This window comes from Glaciimonas sp. CA11.2, assembly GCF_034314045.1.
Lineage (GTDB): Bacteria > Pseudomonadota > Gammaproteobacteria > Burkholderiales > Burkholderiaceae_D > Glaciimonas.
Genome location: NZ_JAVIWL010000001.1, coordinates 3,043,216 through 3,059,650 on the forward strand (window position 1 = coordinate 3,043,216; position 16,435 = coordinate 3,059,650).

15 protein-coding genes are annotated in these 16,435 nt (G+C 49.3%); 5 read left to right on the forward strand and 10 right to left on the reverse strand.

The window, feature by feature from the left end; all coding sequences use genetic code 11:
• Window positions 1–73 precede the first annotated feature (73 nt).
• From RGU75_RS13115 to RGU75_RS13130, 4 genes are all read right to left on the reverse strand, one after another.
• Window positions 74–805 (reverse strand): phosphoadenylyl-sulfate reductase, encoded by a 732-nt coding sequence (locus tag RGU75_RS13115; RefSeq protein WP_322236592.1) that lies wholly within the window; start codon window positions 803–805, stop codon window positions 74–76.
• Between the two features lie 5 nt (window positions 806–810).
• Entirely contained in the window at window positions 811–1,347 is a 537-nt protein-coding gene (locus RGU75_RS13120) for a DUF934 domain-containing protein (RefSeq protein WP_322236594.1), read from the reverse strand.
• Window positions 1,340–3,034, reverse strand: a complete 1,695-nt coding sequence (locus RGU75_RS13125; protein WP_322236596.1) for a nitrite/sulfite reductase — start codon at window positions 3,032–3,034, stop codon at window positions 1,340–1,342. Before RGU75_RS13125 ends, RGU75_RS13120 begins: the two co-directional genes overlap by 8 nt.
• A gap of 64 nt (window positions 3,035–3,098) precedes the next feature.
• Window positions 3,099–3,872, reverse strand: a complete 774-nt coding sequence (locus tag RGU75_RS13130) for a sulfite exporter TauE/SafE family protein (protein WP_322236597.1) — start codon at window positions 3,870–3,872, stop codon at window positions 3,099–3,101.
• A gap of 278 nt (window positions 3,873–4,150) precedes the next feature.
• Between RGU75_RS13130 and RGU75_RS13135 the strand changes: the two genes are divergently transcribed.
• Window positions 4,151–5,092: a CysB family HTH-type transcriptional regulator gene (locus RGU75_RS13135; protein WP_322236599.1), complete on the forward strand. Its 942-nt coding sequence runs from the start codon at window positions 4,151–4,153 to the stop codon at window positions 5,090–5,092.
• A gap of 255 nt (window positions 5,093–5,347) precedes the next feature.
• Here RGU75_RS13135 and RGU75_RS13140 read toward each other — a convergent pair whose 3' ends face one another.
• Window positions 5,348–5,806, reverse strand: a complete 459-nt coding sequence (locus tag RGU75_RS13140; RefSeq protein ID WP_322236601.1) for a hypothetical protein — start codon at window positions 5,804–5,806, stop codon at window positions 5,348–5,350.
• A gap of 439 nt (window positions 5,807–6,245) precedes the next feature.
• Window positions 6,246–7,841, reverse strand: coding sequence for an MFS transporter (locus RGU75_RS13145; protein ID WP_322236603.1), 1,596 nt, complete (start codon window positions 7,839–7,841; stop codon window positions 6,246–6,248).
• A 27-nt stretch (window positions 7,842–7,868) separates the two neighbouring features.
• Here RGU75_RS13145 and RGU75_RS13150 point away from each other — a divergent pair, with 27 nt between their 5' ends.
• The 3 genes from RGU75_RS13150 to RGU75_RS13160 are packed head-to-tail and all read left to right on the forward strand — an operon-like array spanning window position 7,869 to window position 10,124.
• Window positions 7,869–8,102: a hypothetical protein gene (locus RGU75_RS13150; protein ID WP_322236605.1), complete on the forward strand. Its 234-nt coding sequence runs from the start codon at window positions 7,869–7,871 to the stop codon at window positions 8,100–8,102.
• Between the two features lie 29 nt (window positions 8,103–8,131).
• A complete protein-coding gene (locus RGU75_RS13155; RefSeq protein ID WP_322236607.1) occupies window positions 8,132–9,475 on the forward strand; it encodes a chloride channel protein in 1,344 nt (447 codons plus the stop codon).
• Complete coding sequence (locus tag RGU75_RS13160) at window positions 9,468–10,124, forward strand: class I SAM-dependent methyltransferase (RefSeq protein ID WP_322236609.1); 657 nt, start codon at window positions 9,468–9,470, stop codon at window positions 10,122–10,124. Before RGU75_RS13155 ends, RGU75_RS13160 begins: the two co-directional genes overlap by 8 nt.
• A gap of 30 nt (window positions 10,125–10,154) precedes the next feature.
• On the opposite strand, the gene RGU75_RS13165 is transcribed toward RGU75_RS13160, so the two are convergent.
• Entirely contained in the window at window positions 10,155–12,401 is a 2,247-nt protein-coding gene (locus tag RGU75_RS13165) for a mechanosensitive ion channel family protein (RefSeq protein WP_322236611.1), read from the reverse strand.
• 371 nt (window positions 12,402–12,772) lie between these two features.
• Here RGU75_RS13165 and RGU75_RS13170 point away from each other — a divergent pair, with 371 nt between their 5' ends.
• On the forward strand, window positions 12,773–13,951 hold the full coding sequence (locus RGU75_RS13170) for an ABC transporter substrate-binding protein (protein WP_322236613.1): 1,179 nt from the start codon (window positions 12,773–12,775) through the stop codon (window positions 13,949–13,951).
• A gap of 179 nt (window positions 13,952–14,130) precedes the next feature.
• Here the strand turns inward: RGU75_RS13170 and panC are convergent, their stop codons facing one another.
• From panC to RGU75_RS13185, 3 genes are all read right to left on the reverse strand, one after another.
• Entirely contained in the window at window positions 14,131–14,970 is an 840-nt protein-coding gene (gene panC / locus RGU75_RS13175; protein ID WP_322236614.1) for a pantoate--beta-alanine ligase, read from the reverse strand.
• Between the two features lie 145 nt (window positions 14,971–15,115).
• Complete coding sequence (locus RGU75_RS13180) at window positions 15,116–15,967, reverse strand: ScpA family protein (RefSeq protein ID WP_322236616.1); 852 nt, start codon at window positions 15,965–15,967, stop codon at window positions 15,116–15,118.
• A gap of 60 nt (window positions 15,968–16,027) precedes the next feature.
• The gene (locus tag RGU75_RS13185; RefSeq protein ID WP_322236618.1) at window positions 16,028–16,237 is read right to left on the reverse strand and encodes a DUF3460 family protein; all 210 of its coding nucleotides are present in this window, start codon (window positions 16,235–16,237) and stop codon (window positions 16,028–16,030) included.
• Between the last annotated feature and the right edge of the window lie 198 nt (window positions 16,238–16,435).

Below are 16,435 nucleotides of genomic sequence, written 5' to 3' on the forward strand. Positions count from 1 at the left end.
GGTGTGTTATCTCTTAGGTATTAACTTAGGTATTAACTGAGGCTTAAATAAGGTCTTTGCAAGTTCTTTGGACTTAAGCTATGGATTTAATCCGGATCAGCTTTCCATCGACTACATGCAAACCACATTCTTTGGAGTCTGGATTTTCCCACCACCAACGACCGGCACGGACATCTTCACCGGGCTGGATGGCGCGTGTACATGGCTCACAGCCAATCGACGGGTAACCCTTATCGTGCAGCGGGTTATACGGCACATTGTTGCTGCGAATATATTCCCAGACATCTTCCTCGGACCAGTCTGCCAACGGATTGAACTTGGTCATCGCATGGGCGTCGTCCTGCTCTTGGACGTGCAGTTCGGCGCGGGTTTGTGACTGTGCGCGACGTTGTCCGGTCACCCAGGATTTATTGCCCGACAGTGCCCGATTCAACGGTTCAATCTTGCGTATGCGGCAGCATTCCTTACGCATGTCTACGCTATCATAAAACGCATTCAAACCGTTTTGTTCAACGTAGGCGGCAACCGCTTCAGTTTGTGGACGAAACGGCGTGACTGTGTAGTCGTAGGTTTCCTTGATCCGGTCCAGCATGCCTAAAGTTTCGGCATGTAGTCGTCCTGTTTCAAGCGTAAAAATGCCGATGTCCAGTTTGCTGCGCAAGATCAGATCGGTCAGCACCATGTCTTCCGCTGCGAGGCTCGAGGCAAATACTGCCGGCGTATATTCGCTGGCGATTTTTTCCAACGTCGCTTTAGTAGCGGCAATCAGATCAGGCAAAGAGATAGTTGGTGCGGTAGTCGGCATGATGGTTATCCTTGCACCACTGGCTGGCGTTTTACACGACGGAACAAAGGGGTTTTTTCGTCCCACGAGGCTTGATATTTTTCCGAAAAATCGGTCAGGCCTTTTAGCGCATCATTGATGTTCTTGTCGGGCCGCACTGCATATGCATCGAAGCCAACGCGTGACATATAAAATAGTTGGTCACGCAAGACGTCACCGATAGCGCGTAGCTCACCTTCGTAACCATAACGGGTACGCAGATTGAAGGCGATTGAGTAACCGCGACCATCTGTAAAGATTGGGAAGTCAACGGCGATCAATTCAAAATGTGCGAGGTCGTCTTTCAATGCTTCAGGACGCGCATTGCTGCTGAGCCAGACGCCTAATTGCGAGCGGCCTTCCAGCGTTGCACGTTGTGCTTGCCATACAGTCAAAGGAACGATGACTTTGCCAGATGGTATTTCAACCGTCTCTGCAGTATCGTCGACCGCTAAACGGAGGACGGTCCAGTCATCGGCGACGACGCTACGGTTCTTAATAATGTTGATAGCAGACTCAGACACAAGCGTCCTCCCCAGTCGGTTGTGCGGCTTTGATCGGCGTGGCATAGACGTATTCTTTGAACGGTGCGACGCCAAGGCGTTGTACCGTGTCAATAAAGCGTTCATCTTCGGTGCGCTGTTTGACATACACGCTGAGCAGACGCTCAATCACGGTCGGCATTTGATGTGCCGAGAACGAAGGGCCGATGATTTTACCAATGCTGGTGCTGTTACCTTGCGCACCACCGATCGAGACTTGGTACCATTCTGCGCCATCTTTATCGACACCTAAAATACCGATATTGCCGACGTGATGATGACCGCAGGCGTTAATGCAACCTGAGATGTTTAATTCAATCTCACCGATGTCATGTTGAAAGTCGATATTGTCGAATTTCTCAGCAATCGCTTGTGCAATCGGAATCGATTTCGCGTTCGCCAGCGAGCAAAAATCACCGCCAGGGCAGCAAATGATATCGGTCAGCAAGCCAATATTTGGCGTTGCCAGCCCTTGCGCCTTCACGGCTTGCCAGAATGTGAATAACTCTGAAATCTTGACGTCCGCCAGCACCAGATTTTGTTCGTGCGTCACGCGCACTTCGCCGAAACTGTAGCGGTCAGACAGATCGGCAACAAAGTCAAGCTGGTCTGCGGTGATGTCGCCGGGTGGTACGCCAGTTTTCTTCAATGACAGAATGACCGCAGCGTAGCCGCTCACTTTGTGCGCTTTGACGTTGCGTTTTAGCCAGTTACCAAAAGCTTTGTCGCTGGCTTTCAATGCTTCAAATTCTGCATCGGTGGCTGGCAATGTTTCGTAGGCCGGTGCCGTGAAATATTGTGCGACGCGTTGCAATTCTTCGACCGTCAGCGTACCCGGACCATCTTTGATGTCCAGCCATTCAGCTTCGACCTGACGCGCAAACTCTTGCGGTCCAATGGCCTTGACTAAAATTTTGATACGGGCTTTGTAAATATTGTCGCGACGACCGTGTTGGTTATAGACGCGCAGGATTGCTTCCATGTAGGTCAAAGCATGTTGCCAAGGTAAGTATTCGCGGATCACGCTGCCGATAATCGGTGTACGACCCATGCCGCCGCCGACCATGACTTTAAAGCCGACTTCGCCGGACGCATCTTTGACCATGGTCAATCCGATGTCATGCACGGCAGTTGCTGCACGGTCTTCTTCCGAGCCATTGATCGCAAATTTAAACTTACGCGGCAGATACGCAAATTCTGGATGGAACGTGCTCCACTCACGCAGAATTTCTGCGTAAGGACGTGGATCAATCACTTCATCGGCGGCTACGCCAGCTAATTCATCCGACGTAATATTACGGATACAGTTACCGGAAGTCTGGATAGCGTGCATTTCTACCGTTGCCAGGTCCGCCAGAATGTCTGGGGATTCTTCCAGCTTGATCCAGTTGTACTGAATGTTTTGACGCGTTGTGAAATGGCCATAACCGCGATCATACTTGCGGGCGATATAAGCAAACTTACGCACTTGCGCTGAAGCCAGCAGACCATAAGGAACGGCAACCCGCAGCATGTAGGCGTGGCGTTGCATGTACAAACCGTTTTGGAGACGCAAGATGCGGAACTCATCTTCGGCCAATTCATCGGACAGGCGGCGTTCTACCTGACCGCGATATTGGGCAATGCGTTCTTTGACAATCTGGTGATCGTATTCGTCGTAGCGATACATCTTTTATTCCTAATCTGTGTGGCCGTGACCACGTCTCGTATTTAAGATTTCTAAAAAACGGTTTCTAAAAAACCAATTTAATTGCTACGCTAGTAAGCGTCACTGCTAATAAAGCACGTAAAATTTTCTCTGGTACTTTGCGTGCGGCCAACGACCCCAGTGTAATACCTGGAAGAGAACCGAGTAACAGGGCGCTTAATAATGCCCAGTCAATCGACCCTAACCACCAATGTCCGGCCGCGGCAATCGCAGTGAGTGGCACCGCGTAGGCGATATCGGTACCGGCGACTTCAGCGGGCGTCAGGCGAGGATACAACAAAACTAGTAAGGTAGCGCCAACGGCACCAGCGCCAATTGATGATATTGTGACTAACGTACCAAGTACTAATCCCGCAACAATCGTGGCAGCCGTCAACTTTGCGCCCTGAAGTTGTTTTTCAGGATGCGCATTTAACCAGTTTTGCAGTTTACCTTTAAATAGCAAGGCGATGACAGTTAGAAACACCGATCCGGCAATTGAATAACGAATAATTTGGCCCATTTCAGGGCTGACCGTGCCGAAATATTTTAAGGCGAGGGCAGTAATAACTGCCGCCGGCAGTGCGCCTAAACATAAATGGCGGACAATATCCCAACGGACATTGCCACTGTAGCGATGGGCAAATGTGCCAGCGACCTTGGTGGCAGAAGCGAACGCCAGATCGGTCCCCACGGCCACGCTTGGGTGGATGCCGAAAAGCAGCGTGAGGAGTGGCGTCATCAGAGAACCACCTCCGACTCCGGTCAATCCAACCAATAATCCGACGGCAAAGCCGCTTACTACATAAGAAAGAGTCATAAAGCCTCGTACGAAACAGTCTGAATCGTAATAAACTTCTTCTTTATTACCAACTACAGAGTATTTATTTGCTTATATGCGTATTTGGTATATAGAAAAATGATGTGGGTTTATGCGAGGTCGCCTAGGTAGCCAGCTTGTTATTCTCTTAACTATATAGGCGTCTGTCTATATCGGGAGAGTTGGCAAGCCTGTTGCTGGGAAATTTTGCGAAAGTCTTAATAGACAATACGACATCACGTTTTAATCACAGCGCTAGAAAAAAAAAGGGCAGGCCTATGAATCTCCATCAGTTTCGCTTTGTGCGCGAGGCGGTCCGACAAAACTTTAACCTGACCGAAGCTGCGAAGGCTTTATATACGTCTCAGCCCGGCGTGTCGAAGGCAATCATTGAATTAGAGGAAGAGCTTGGCGTCGATATTTTTACCCGCCACGGCAAGCGCATACGTGGTCTGACCGAGCCTGGGCGCCAGGTCTTGAAGTCGGTCGAGGCCATCATGCAGGAGATCGAAGGGCTAAAACGCATCGGTCAAGAGTATGCCGCCCATGATAGCGGCAGTTTTACGATTGCCACCACGCATACCCAGGCGCGTTACTCGCTGCCTAAAGTAGTACAAGCATTTACGCTAAAATTTCCGAAGGTGAGATTGTCTTTGTTGCAAGGAAATCCAAAGCAAGTTGCCGACATGGTACGCAATGATCAGGCTGATCTGGCCTTGGCAACTGAGGCCATCGCTAACGCGGAGGGATTAATTACCTTGCCATGTTATCAATGGGAACATATGGTTGTGGTGCCGCCCGATCATCCTTTGTTGCAGTCAAAGTCGCTTACGCTCGAAGAAATCGCCGCCTATCCTTTAATTACCTATGACAGCGCATTCGCAGGTCGCAGCAAAATCGATCATGCGTTTTCGCTACGGAATCTTAAGCCAGACGTTTTGCTGGAGGCGATTGATGCCGATGTCATTAAAACTTATGTTGAGCTGGGAATGGGTGTGGGAATTATTGCCGGAATGGCATTTGATTCGGAGCGAGATACCGGCCTTCGCGCGATCAAAGTTGGTCATCTGTTTGGTACGAATGTATCGCGTGCAGCCGTCAAGCAAGGTGCTTACCTGCGTAGTTACGTCTACACGTTCATTGAATTGCTGGCACCGACGATGAACAGAAAACTCATCGAGCAAGTAATGAGTGGTGAAAAAGACATGTACGAGTTGTAGCCTTGCCCGTTTGGGATTGAACAAAAAGTCCGAGCGAGTCTGCTTTGCGGCGAGTTCGATAGGCAGTTGTTAAAACGGCCTCCTTCGATATGGCGTTGTGCGCTGACCAAGGTCGGCAGGATAAATACCCGGCACACGCCTTATCGAAGAGACACTGCACAAAATCCAGCTATGTAAATTACGGCAAACCGCGTTTGCGGCTGCGTCTAAGGTTGTCGTTTTAAAGAGTATCTGGCGTTAATCCAGCATTAATAGTCAATAGCCTGCATCCCTGATTGCATCTTTAGTCGCATGCAAGGCAATGTCAATATGTCTTACCGCTTCGTGCTGCATACCGCGAATGCGCGGATCGTCCTCTTCTTGGGTCACGTCCTGACGCGCCTTGCTTAAGGCTTCAACTGCATCATGCAGGCGACCGTTATGGTCTCTATGGATGTCGGGGCGTTGCGCGCTCTGAAAATCTTTTCCAACATCTCGCCCTGATTGAACGACCAGATTTTTGGCGGCGTTGATTTCAGTTAGGGCAACTTGCTCGTTGTGACCCATTACCCAATTGTCGCCGCCGCGATGGGCGATTAACCAATTGGCGGTATCGAGGTCTTGCAGTGCATGGATGTAAGAAGCATGCCGCCCTGGCTCGTCAGCATGGGCGAGGGTCGCCATCACCCCAGACATGGCAATCATGGAGAGAACGAGTTTATGGCTAAGTTTCATAGGGTTTGTCCGGTTAGTTGAAGTGGGGTGGTGGTAAAGCAGCGCATCGGTTGGACGCGCTGTAAAAGATAAGGGGGATTAATAGCGGTACGCAGCATATGGGCGATCGTAATAGCCGCGATGGGCAGGAACGATGATGCAGCCAGATAACACTGAGCTGAGAATTGTGCCTAGTACCACGAGTTGAATGAGCTTTTTCATTTTCCATCCTTCCTAATTAAATTTCCAGATAATCAGGATGCCACTCGTTAACCTGTGAAGGTGCAACCAAGGTGTGTGATTTGTAAGCGCATGTTAGGCGCGGATTTGATGGGAGGTGGAGGAAGTTTTGCGTAAAAAACGAAGAATTACGAAGGTGCAGTGCAGAAGCGAAGGAGGAGACGACTCTGGAAGTCATCTCCTGGTAATTCATGTTAAGTGAGTGCGTAGCGACAAGTTGTTATTCACTTACAATAGTCGCTGGTGACTGTGCATTTAACGATACCTTTGGCACCCGACGTACGAGGCCGACACCGATGACCGTCACAATCACAGCGAGACCGACGCCCATGTGAATGGAGCCAATCAGGCCATCGCGCGCGGCTTCTAACAGAAGTTGTCCGTTATGCCCTGCGTCAGCCAATTGCTTTAACACCAATGTTTGCGTTTCATGGCTGATCAGAATTTGGGGATCGGCAAAACTCGGAAGCCATTTCCCTGCATTATCACTCTCTAACGCTTGCTGAACACTGCTGGCGTACATGTGATTAATCAAGGTGCCAATAATCGCAGTTCCGATCATGCTGCCGATCATACGGAGCGATTGCATCAGCGCGGTAGCGATTCCAAGATGCTCACGGCCTGCCTCTTGTTGAATAAAAACAGTCAGATTAGGCAAAATAAAGCCGAGACCGAGACCGCCCATCAGCATGAAGCTTGCGATAACATTGTGTGAGGTCCAGCGGTTCGATATGACGACGCCGAAACAGGACAGTGCTAACAAGATAAAGCCGATATACAGCATAACGATCGGATTTTTGATCCGCGTAATAATACGGCCGTTAGCAATACTGCCAACCATTATGAAGGCCACCAAGGGAGTGATCAGAAGACCAGCCTCTTGCGGAGGCAGGCCGAAACCGCCTTGGTATAACAGCGGTGCAAAAAACATTAACGAAAACATGGAAAAGCCGCTCAGCAGTGAGAGTAGAAATAAAGTCGCAAGTTTTGGGTGGAATAGCAGATCAAAGGGCAGTATAGGCTGCGGCGCATGATGCTCCCATTTCCATAGCGCGTAAAAGGACGCAATGCTTGCGACTAACAACGTCAACATGCCGAGCGACAGACCGTGCTTCGGTAGCATTTCCACAAATAGTTGCAAGCAGCCTAGCGCGGCTGTGATAAGAAGTGCGCCGGGCCAGTCAAGTCGAATTTTGGCGTCAGGATCAGTATGCCGCAAGTGCGGAAGGTATTTCCAGACGAAAAATAGTGACAGTAATCCGACCGGGAAATTCACAAAGAATACCCAGCGCCAGCCCCAGTATTGGGTCAAAAAACCACCTAATGATGGTCCAACCGCTGTCGAAATACCGAACGCGGTACTCATCATGACTTGCCAGCGCAAGCGGGTGTGAGCGCCGGGGAATAAGTCGGGAATACAGGCAAAAGCGGTACCAACCAGCATGCCGCCGCCGATTCCCTGGACGCCACGTCCGATTACCAGCCAGAGCATACTGTCGGCGAGGCCACATAAAATTGAGGCACCCGTGAATAATATGATGGAGACAATCACAAAAGGCTTGCGTCCATAATAGTCACCCAGGCGTCCGAAAATAGGAACTGTGATGACAGAAGTGAGCAAGTAAGAGGTCGCAACCCAAGCGTATAAATCAAAACCTTTTAGTTCAGCGACGATAGTCGGAAGGGCTGTGCCGACGATGGTAGAGTCTAACCCGACCAGCATGATGACAAATGCAATACCTAGCATCGCCAACAGTGATTCACGAAAAGGAAGTATTTGGTCGCTTGAGTGAGCGGCGGCAGAATGAAGGGCCATTGAAGTAGAGTTTGATGAGGCTACTGAATGTTATTCACTGCATTCACGTTGCGGAAAAAAGCCACGTTAATGCAGGTAAATCACTTAGTTAGTGGCAACAGCGGGATTTATTTGTATATTCATCATGATACGCCGGTTCTCCAGTTTCCGCTAAAAACCATTCACTCCAGTATTTTTGATGTCAAAGTAACAAAAAATGCCTCGTTAATCGATCAAACTGCATGGAATAACGTCCATATGACGATACCCGCACTACATTAATTTATAATGCCGCCTTTGCACCCAATTAAATGAACCTGCTTCCATCGAATATATCTGGTCAAACGCAGCGCCATTTACGACGAGTTTGGCGTAAATACGGCATTTTATGGCTTGGAGCGGTATTGGTAGGGTTGGTCGCGGTATTGTATGCGCGCCTGATAGATGCCGGGTTTGGCATTTTTCGCACGCTCCAGCAAGCCCATTTTTTGCTCCCGATCATTATTACGCCATTGGCCGGTGCACTTTGTGTGTGGCTGACACGGCGGTTTTTTCCCGGCGCGGAGGGAAGCGGGATTCCCCAGGTAATCGCGACGTTGGAAGAAGACACCACGCAGCGTGGACTGTCGTTACTGTCGATCAAACTGTTGTTTGGCAAAATCGGTATTTCATTTTTAGCGATCCTGGGCGGTTTTACTATTGGTCGGGAAGGCCCGACGGTGCAAGTTGGTGCGGCGCTCATGTTCAATTTGCGACGCCTTTATCCACGCGCCAGTGCCGCGCTTGAGCGACGTCTGATATTGGCGGGTGCGGCTGCCGGTCTGTCTGCTGCATTTAACACGCCCTTGGCAGGAATCGTGTTTGCGATTGAAGAATTGACGCGCAGTTTTGAGCATCGCGCCAGTGGCGTGGTGATTACTGTGATTATTTTTGCCGGTGTCGTGGCACTCGGTTTAAATGGGAACTACAATTATTTCGGTACGATCCAGATTGCTGGCGGTCTGACTAATATGCTTGCGTTGGCGGTCGTTGTAACAGGCATTGTGACGGGTATTGCTGGTGGTATTTTTTGTTGGTTGTTACTCAACACTGAGCGTTGGATACCGAAAAAAGTGCAAGTTTTACGTCGTGATCGCCCCGTTGTTTTCGGCGCTTTATGCGGATTGATAGTAGCGCTCATTGGTGTCGTTGCCGCTGCCGCAACCTTTGGAAGCGGTTATGTGGAAGCGCAAAGTTTGCTGGCCGGCGGTCATTTACCCGTGTTATATCCCTTTTTGAAGATGGCATCGATGGTTGGTTCTTATTTACCAGGCATCCCGGGCGGCATTTTTGCGCCATCGTTGTCTATCGGTGCCGGTTTCGGTAATTTATTGCATCTGTTATTCGATAATACGTCGTTGCAGATGTTGATCGCTTTGGCGATGGTGGGATATCTGGCGGCAGTGACGCAGTCGCCGATTACTGCTTTCGTGATCGTGATGGAAATGATTAACGGCCACGCTTTAGTGATTTCATTGATGGCAACGGCACTGATCGCCAGCCGGATATCACGGTTTTTTGCGCCTCCACTTTATGATGCACTGTCAGAGCGATACCGGCTGTCATGTGCGTCGCAGATTGTTTCACCGGATTTAAGAAAGTCAGAAAATGCTTAAAAAAGATATGGCGGAGTATTACGCCAAACGTGCCGAAACTTACGAAGAAATTTATACCCGTCCAGAGCGCGAGGATGAACTGTTAACGCTGCAAGTGCGCGTGCAAGAATTGCTGGAAGGTCACGATGTATTGGAATTAGGCTGCGGAACCGGCTTTTGGACTAAAGAGCTTGCTGCTTCGGCAAAATCGGTTACTGCTACCGATATCAATCCGGAAGTCATGAAGCTGGCGCAGGCCAAAGAGTTTCCCGCAGATAAGGTTCGCTTTGCGATAGCCGATGCCTTTGACCTTCAGCTGGATCGCACGTACACGGCGGTGTTTTTTGGGTTTCTGTGGTCGCATATTGCGCGTGAAGATCAAAACAGGTTTTTGCTGCATTTGCGCGAAAAGATTGGATCGAACACGTTGATGGTGATGTTGGACAATAGCTATGTGGAAGGTAGTAGTACGACGATTGCGCGTACCGACTTGCTGGGAAATACTTTTCAGCATCGCCGCTTGCCGGGCGCACCGCATGGCGACCGCTATGAGATTTTGAAGAATTTTCCTAGTGACAGTAATTTGCGCAAGCGGTTGGCGTCTGATACGCGGGATTTGCGTATTTTGAGGTTAGAGCATTATTGGTTGTTGAATTGCCGGTTGAAATAAACTTTTTTAGATCGTCGGCAACTACTCTTATCAAGCAATAGGTTGAATTAACGCTTCTTGATTTTCGGGCGGAGCTGCGGGGGCTGGAAAATTTGCCCATTCATTGGCAAGTGTGACTGTGGTTGTCGCGTCAATTTTTGCTTTGATGCGCAGGTTAAAAGCGCGACCAACCTCCCATTGCGCTTGAGGTCTGGTGCGGAAGGCACCCGTCAAAATGGCACCATGCAGGTCAAAACCGTTCAGGCCATAGATGTCGATGGGCGCCAGTAGCAAACGGCGCAAATGCAGGTCGTTCATCATCTCGTTGCCGGTTTCCTGCATCAGGTTAAGCGCATCTACGATGCTTGACTCCAGGGTTACGTGTAATTTTAGCGCTGCATAAGCGTATTCTCTCGAATCGTTTTTTACGGCAAGAATTTGTGAAAATGGCACGCTATGCACCGATCCGCTGCCGTCGCGTAAACGTACGGTGCGAATGGATAAATGCTCCACCGTTCCGATATGGCCGTTTCCTACGTCAACCCAATCACCGACCGACATCGAGTCTTCGATCAGAATAAAAATCCCGGTAATGACATCTTTTACCAGTGATTGGGAGCCAAATCCGATGGCAAGGCCGACCACGCCTGCCGACGCCAAAAGCGGGGTGACATTCAGGCCCAGATTTGCCAGTGTGGTGATGACCGTCGCGGTCAAGATGATCAGCAGCGAAGCATTGCGTAGGAGCGGCAAGATGGTGCGCATACGTATACTTGGGTTGCGGCCGTAGCGCCCGCTGCGGCTTGGTGTAATTGCTTCCTGAATTGCCGTGTCCAATAATATCCACGCAAGCCATGCCATGGCTAACGTTAGCCCGATCTTGCCCACTGCGGCGAGAATCAAATGGCCAATTTGGGTCGTGTTGGCATAGTCTAGCAACGAACGATCCCAAATTCTGGTGAGTAATTCTATAAAACCAATCCACATTACAATTTGCAGCAAACTGAAAATGGCTGCTTTTAAACGCAGAATGTAAGGGGATTGTCGACGCAGTGATGTCCGTTTTTTTCCGCGGCCAATTCGCTTTAGCAGAGTGCCGATAAAAAACATACCAACCAATAACGCGGCACTGCTGAGCGCGTGGTCTAGCGCCGCGCCGCTGCTGGCGGGACCGAATACTGTAGCGAGACTCACGCCGCCTGCTAAAAGCAAGATTGGGTAGTGCCACAAGGACGCCACAATTTCCAGTGTTTCCATACGTGCGCGGTGGGTGCTACGCACTTCTGAGGATCGGTTACGGATCAAGTGGGCGATCGGGCGTCGAAAGCGCAGCGCAAAAACCACACATAAAATAGCAGCAATCAGGTTGGCTGACGTCGCTACCAAACTGGATAGTGCACCACCGATAATTGAGTACAGTTTGGGATTGTTGATCGCGTCGCCAAACCAGCCAGCGAAGCCAATGAAGTACAACAATCTCCAGGCGCGTCGATACAAAATGTGGATGGCGACATTGCGATGACCGCTGTAGGAAAGTGAAAAAATGATCGCGCACACTGCTCTGAATACGCTTGCGCCAATCATGGTGTACAGCAAAAGTGTGGCAAGTGCGCGACCAAGCGCCGCCGGTAAGCTCAAGACGACAGCGATCTCTACCAGAAGAGCCAGTACCAACGGCATGATATGACGCAAGATATAGATCAGTAATTCTTTGATTCCAGGATCGGTGGAGAGTGTTTCCTGCATGTCGAAGTGCTCACGCACGCGCTTGCCTAAGTACTGAAGAGTGAAAACAACAAAACCAAACAAAGCCAGCATTTCGACGAAATGCACCAATACGTAAAGCGGTGTTTCGCCCTTTTGTCGTGAAAAGAGGGTCGAGAGTTCATCGGCCGCGCGGGCAAACTGCAGCTTCCAATATTTTTGTGGTGCGGCAACATTGCCGTAGTTTGTCTGGACGGCATCAAGGCTGTCAGAAATTAATCCGATCAATCCCTTTTCAGCCGGTATCGGTGCTTTGGTTTGCTGTTCCGCTTGCTGAAGTGCAGCCACTAAAGCAGTAGCAGCGGGATTTGCTTGTAATGTTTTAGCTAATGCATTGAGTGTGGACGATGATGTGGCAGCCGCTGCATTCGATGCTGGCGTGGTCGTTGTTGTGGTTGTTGTCGTCGTCGAAGTGGCAGGTACTACCTTGCTATCTGAAGCCGACCAGGCTGGGACGATATGCAATAACAAGCAAATGATGAGCAGCAACTGCGCAGAGGACAGCGCCAGCGCGCCAAGTCGAGTGGAGCTCATAGTAGGCATAATGACGTAAAAAAAAACATAAAGAAGTGATCTTACCGCAGCGACGGCAACGCAACGCATGCGTTATGCCGTTTAACGTCGTCGTTGTGTTTTTGCGTTACCGTTTGACTTGGTTCTGGTTCCTATGATGGCTCTTTCAACTATTTCTTATAAAAATATTATGGCGAATTTCAGTGCACTTCCAATCTAAAATTATTATTTAACAATTAATTATATTGGGATCGTCATATGTCAAGTAGATTGCATCACGCAATAAGCTGAGCAATATGGAAACTTCAGGCAAACTGCACTGTGGTCGATTGATATGGGCTTTGTACGGGTTTTGGATGGTTTCCTTTCGTTTTCTTTTGGTTAATGGCTATATGAAAAAAATCGACACACTTGGGTTGCAACATGGTTGCACCGGTATTGTTTTTCTGTGTTTTTCTTTATTCACTCAGATTGCCTTCGCGCAGATAAAAATCGGCGTCGATCTCGCCTTAACGGGCCCAGCGGCTGCGATAGGTGCGCCCACTAAAAACACCGTCCTATTGTGGCCAAAGCAGATTGGCGGGCAACGCGTCGAGTACATTATTCTCGATGATGGTTCCGATCCGAGTAACGCGGTACGTAATGCGCATAAACTCATTAGCGAAGATAAAGTTGATTTGATCGTTGGCCCGAATACCACGCCGAATGCGTTAGCTTTGCTGGATGTCATCGCTGAGGGCGAAACGCCGATGATTGCATTGGCGGCGTCCGCGTCAATAGTTTCGCCTCTGGATGCCAAGCGGGCGTGGGCGTTCAAAATGCCACAAAATGACTCGCATATGGCGACGATACTGACACAGCACATGGCCGACAATCACATTAAGACAGTCGCTTTTATCGGATTTGCGGATGCTTACGGCGATAGTTGGTGGCGTGAATTTTCAAGGCTGGCAGAGCTGCGGAAGATAAAGATTGTTGCCAGTGAGCGTTACAATCGGACTGATACGAGTGTCGTTGGACAGACACTTAAAATTATGTCGGCCCAGCCTGATGCAGTGTTGATTGCGGCAGCGGCCACGCCTGCAGTGTTGCCACAAAGAACGTTGGTCGATCGTGGCTATAAAGGACGCATCTATCAGACTCACGGTATTGCTACGCTTGATTTTCTAAGAGTCGGTGGCAAGGATGTTGAGGGGACTTTTTTCCCAACCGGACCCGCAGTGGTCGCCAGACAATTGCCGAATAGCAATCCCGTCAAGAAGACAGCATTAGACTTTACGACTCGCTATGAAGCGGCGTATGGTCCAGATACCATGACCCAGTTTGCCGCCGATGCTTGGGGCGCGTATATGTTAATTGCGAACGCGATACCGCAAGCATTGACCAAAGCCAAACCCGGTACTAAACAATTTCGAGCTGCGCTCCGTGATGCGTTGGAGCAAACGCACAATCTGACCGTTCCGCAAGGTGTGATCAACATGAGCCCTATCGATCACGTTGGTCTTGATCAGCGCTCCCGAGTGATGGGGCGTATTGTGGGAAATAAATTCACTTATGCTTACGGAGGATGAGGGATGTGTTGTGGAGCCGATGATCCAATTTTTATTAAAATATTAACTTAATGATCGAGCAATGTAGCACAACATTAAATGCAGGATTATTTACTTAGTGGACGTTGCCTGATGTTTTCTTTGTAAAACCGGTGCAATGTCAGAACTATGGCACCGGATTGGTCTATCCCTCACGCCAATTAAATTTCCAGATTGTCGATCAGCCGCGTGATGCCTATTTTTGCTGCGGCCAAAACAACCAGTGGTTCGCCCTTTGCTACTTCGCTGGCCGATGCTGGTTGCAGGTTGCTCCGCTTACGAACTGAAATGTAATCGGGCTGCCAGCCAGCTTCACGGAGTTGAGCGATTGCATCTTGTTCCAGCGCGTCGATCGTTTTCTGACCGCTACGGACACCTTCCGCCACTTGCGTCAGCATCTTGAACAAATTCGGCGCTTCAGCACGGTCCTCCGCAGATAAATACATATTGCGGGAAGAGAGCGCCAAGCCATCGTCAGCCCGAAAGGTTTCTGCAGCGATGATGTCGGTAGGTAGCGCAAACTGTTTTGCCATGTTCCGAATGATCATTAATTGCTGATAATCTTTCTTGCCGAAGACCGCCACGCGCGGTTGAACGCATGAAAATAGCTTCATTACTACGGTGGTGACGCCGGCAAAAAAGCCGGGACGGAATTCGCCCTCTAGTGTATTGCCGAGATCGTCCGGTGGACTAATGCGAAATTCCTGTGGTTCTGGATAAAGATCTTTTTCCGTTGGTGCAAACAGGACGTATACGCCTTCCTTCTCCAGTTTTGCCACGTCTGCGGCAAAAGTACGCGGATATTTATCGAAGTCTTCATTGGGCCCAAATTGCAGACGGTTGACAAAAATCGACGCCACAATAGGATCGCCGTGACGTTTGGCCAGCCGCATCAGTGATAGATGGCCATCATGCAAGTTGCCCATAGTTGGCACGAAGGCTGTACGTAGCTGGCCGCGCATGTGGTCACGCAATTCTTCGATAGAGGAAATAATTTTCATGAAATTGATCAGGTGATAAAAGTCGAATACAGCAACGGACTGCAGCGGTATAAAAAATGTTTGGTTAATTTATTTGGGAGTTTTTCGTCGCCGATCGCGCTGCGGAATCACGCTTTAAGAATCGGCCGAAGTAAAAGAGTCATCATCAGGACGGGGAATAAGCCAGACGCACGTAGATCGGTGCAAAGGGTTCGGCTTGCGTGATTTCGATCAATGTTTCTTTGGCAAGTTCCAGCAGGGCGATGAAATTCACGACTAGTACGGGGACGCCGCGTGCGGGATCGAACAACTCGGCAAATTCGACGAATCTGGCGGACTGCAAACGTCGTAAAATACCCGTCATGTGTTCGCGGACTGATAGTTCTTCGCGACTAATGATGTGATGTTGTGTAAGTTTGGCGCGTTTGATGACATCGGCCCAGGCGGATTGCAGATCGATGACAGCGACTTCTGGCCAGCGTGTGACGATGCTTTGTTCAATATAAATTTGGGTGCGGACAAAATCACGCCCCAATTGCGGCAGCTCGTTGATTTCACGTGCCGCTAATTTCATTTGCTCGTATTCCAGCAAGCGACGCACTAACTCTGCCCGAGGATCTTCTGCCTCTTCGCTGTCGGTTTTTCTGGAAGGCAACAACATCCGCGATTTAATTTCAATCAGCATCGCCGCCATGAGCAGATATTCAGCGGCCAGTTCAAGGTTAGTAATGCGAATCTGATCAACGTATTCCAGATATTGCAATGTAACTTGCGCCATCGGAATATCAAGAATATTGAAGTTTTGCTTGCGGATTAAGTAGAGCAACAGATCAAGCGGCCCTTCGAATGCTTCGAGAAAGACTTCCAGCGCATCCGGTGGAATGTATAAATCGCTCGGCATGCGAAATAGCGGTTCGCCATACAGACGTGCAAACGCGACACCGTCGACTACGTTCGGTGTCGAGTCTGGCTGTCCCTCAACGGTGATTTCAGCGGCGTCTGACGAATTCTGCGTCATAGTGATCTTTTGACACCTCTGTTAATCGTCTTATGTTTGCGGGAGAAAGCCGTCGCAATATTAGTGTTCGTTTTGATAAACGTAGGGCTGTTGTGGAACGCGGGAGTCATTTGAGCGCAGTTGACTATCAAGATCGATAGGTGTTTTGTCCCATAAAAGTGCCCGACCGGCCAGTTGTTCTTGTTCCAATGCAGGGTTCTTTACCTTCAGTTCGCTGATGAACTGGGTGATTTCGGACTGGTATCCAGAAAATTGCTTGGAAAATTTCATTATATTTACCTGTTTTACTTATTTAGAAGCACATAAAAGTTAAGCGCTATTTTATGTCATTTCTTGTAGTGATGAATCGATAGTTGCTTTATGAATAACTTTTCTATTGTTCTATTATTTGTTACGGAAGTAGAATCAAAAAAACCAATGTCGACCAGCGACTCTTTACGAATAGGCTGGCCGTCACATTTACTGCTA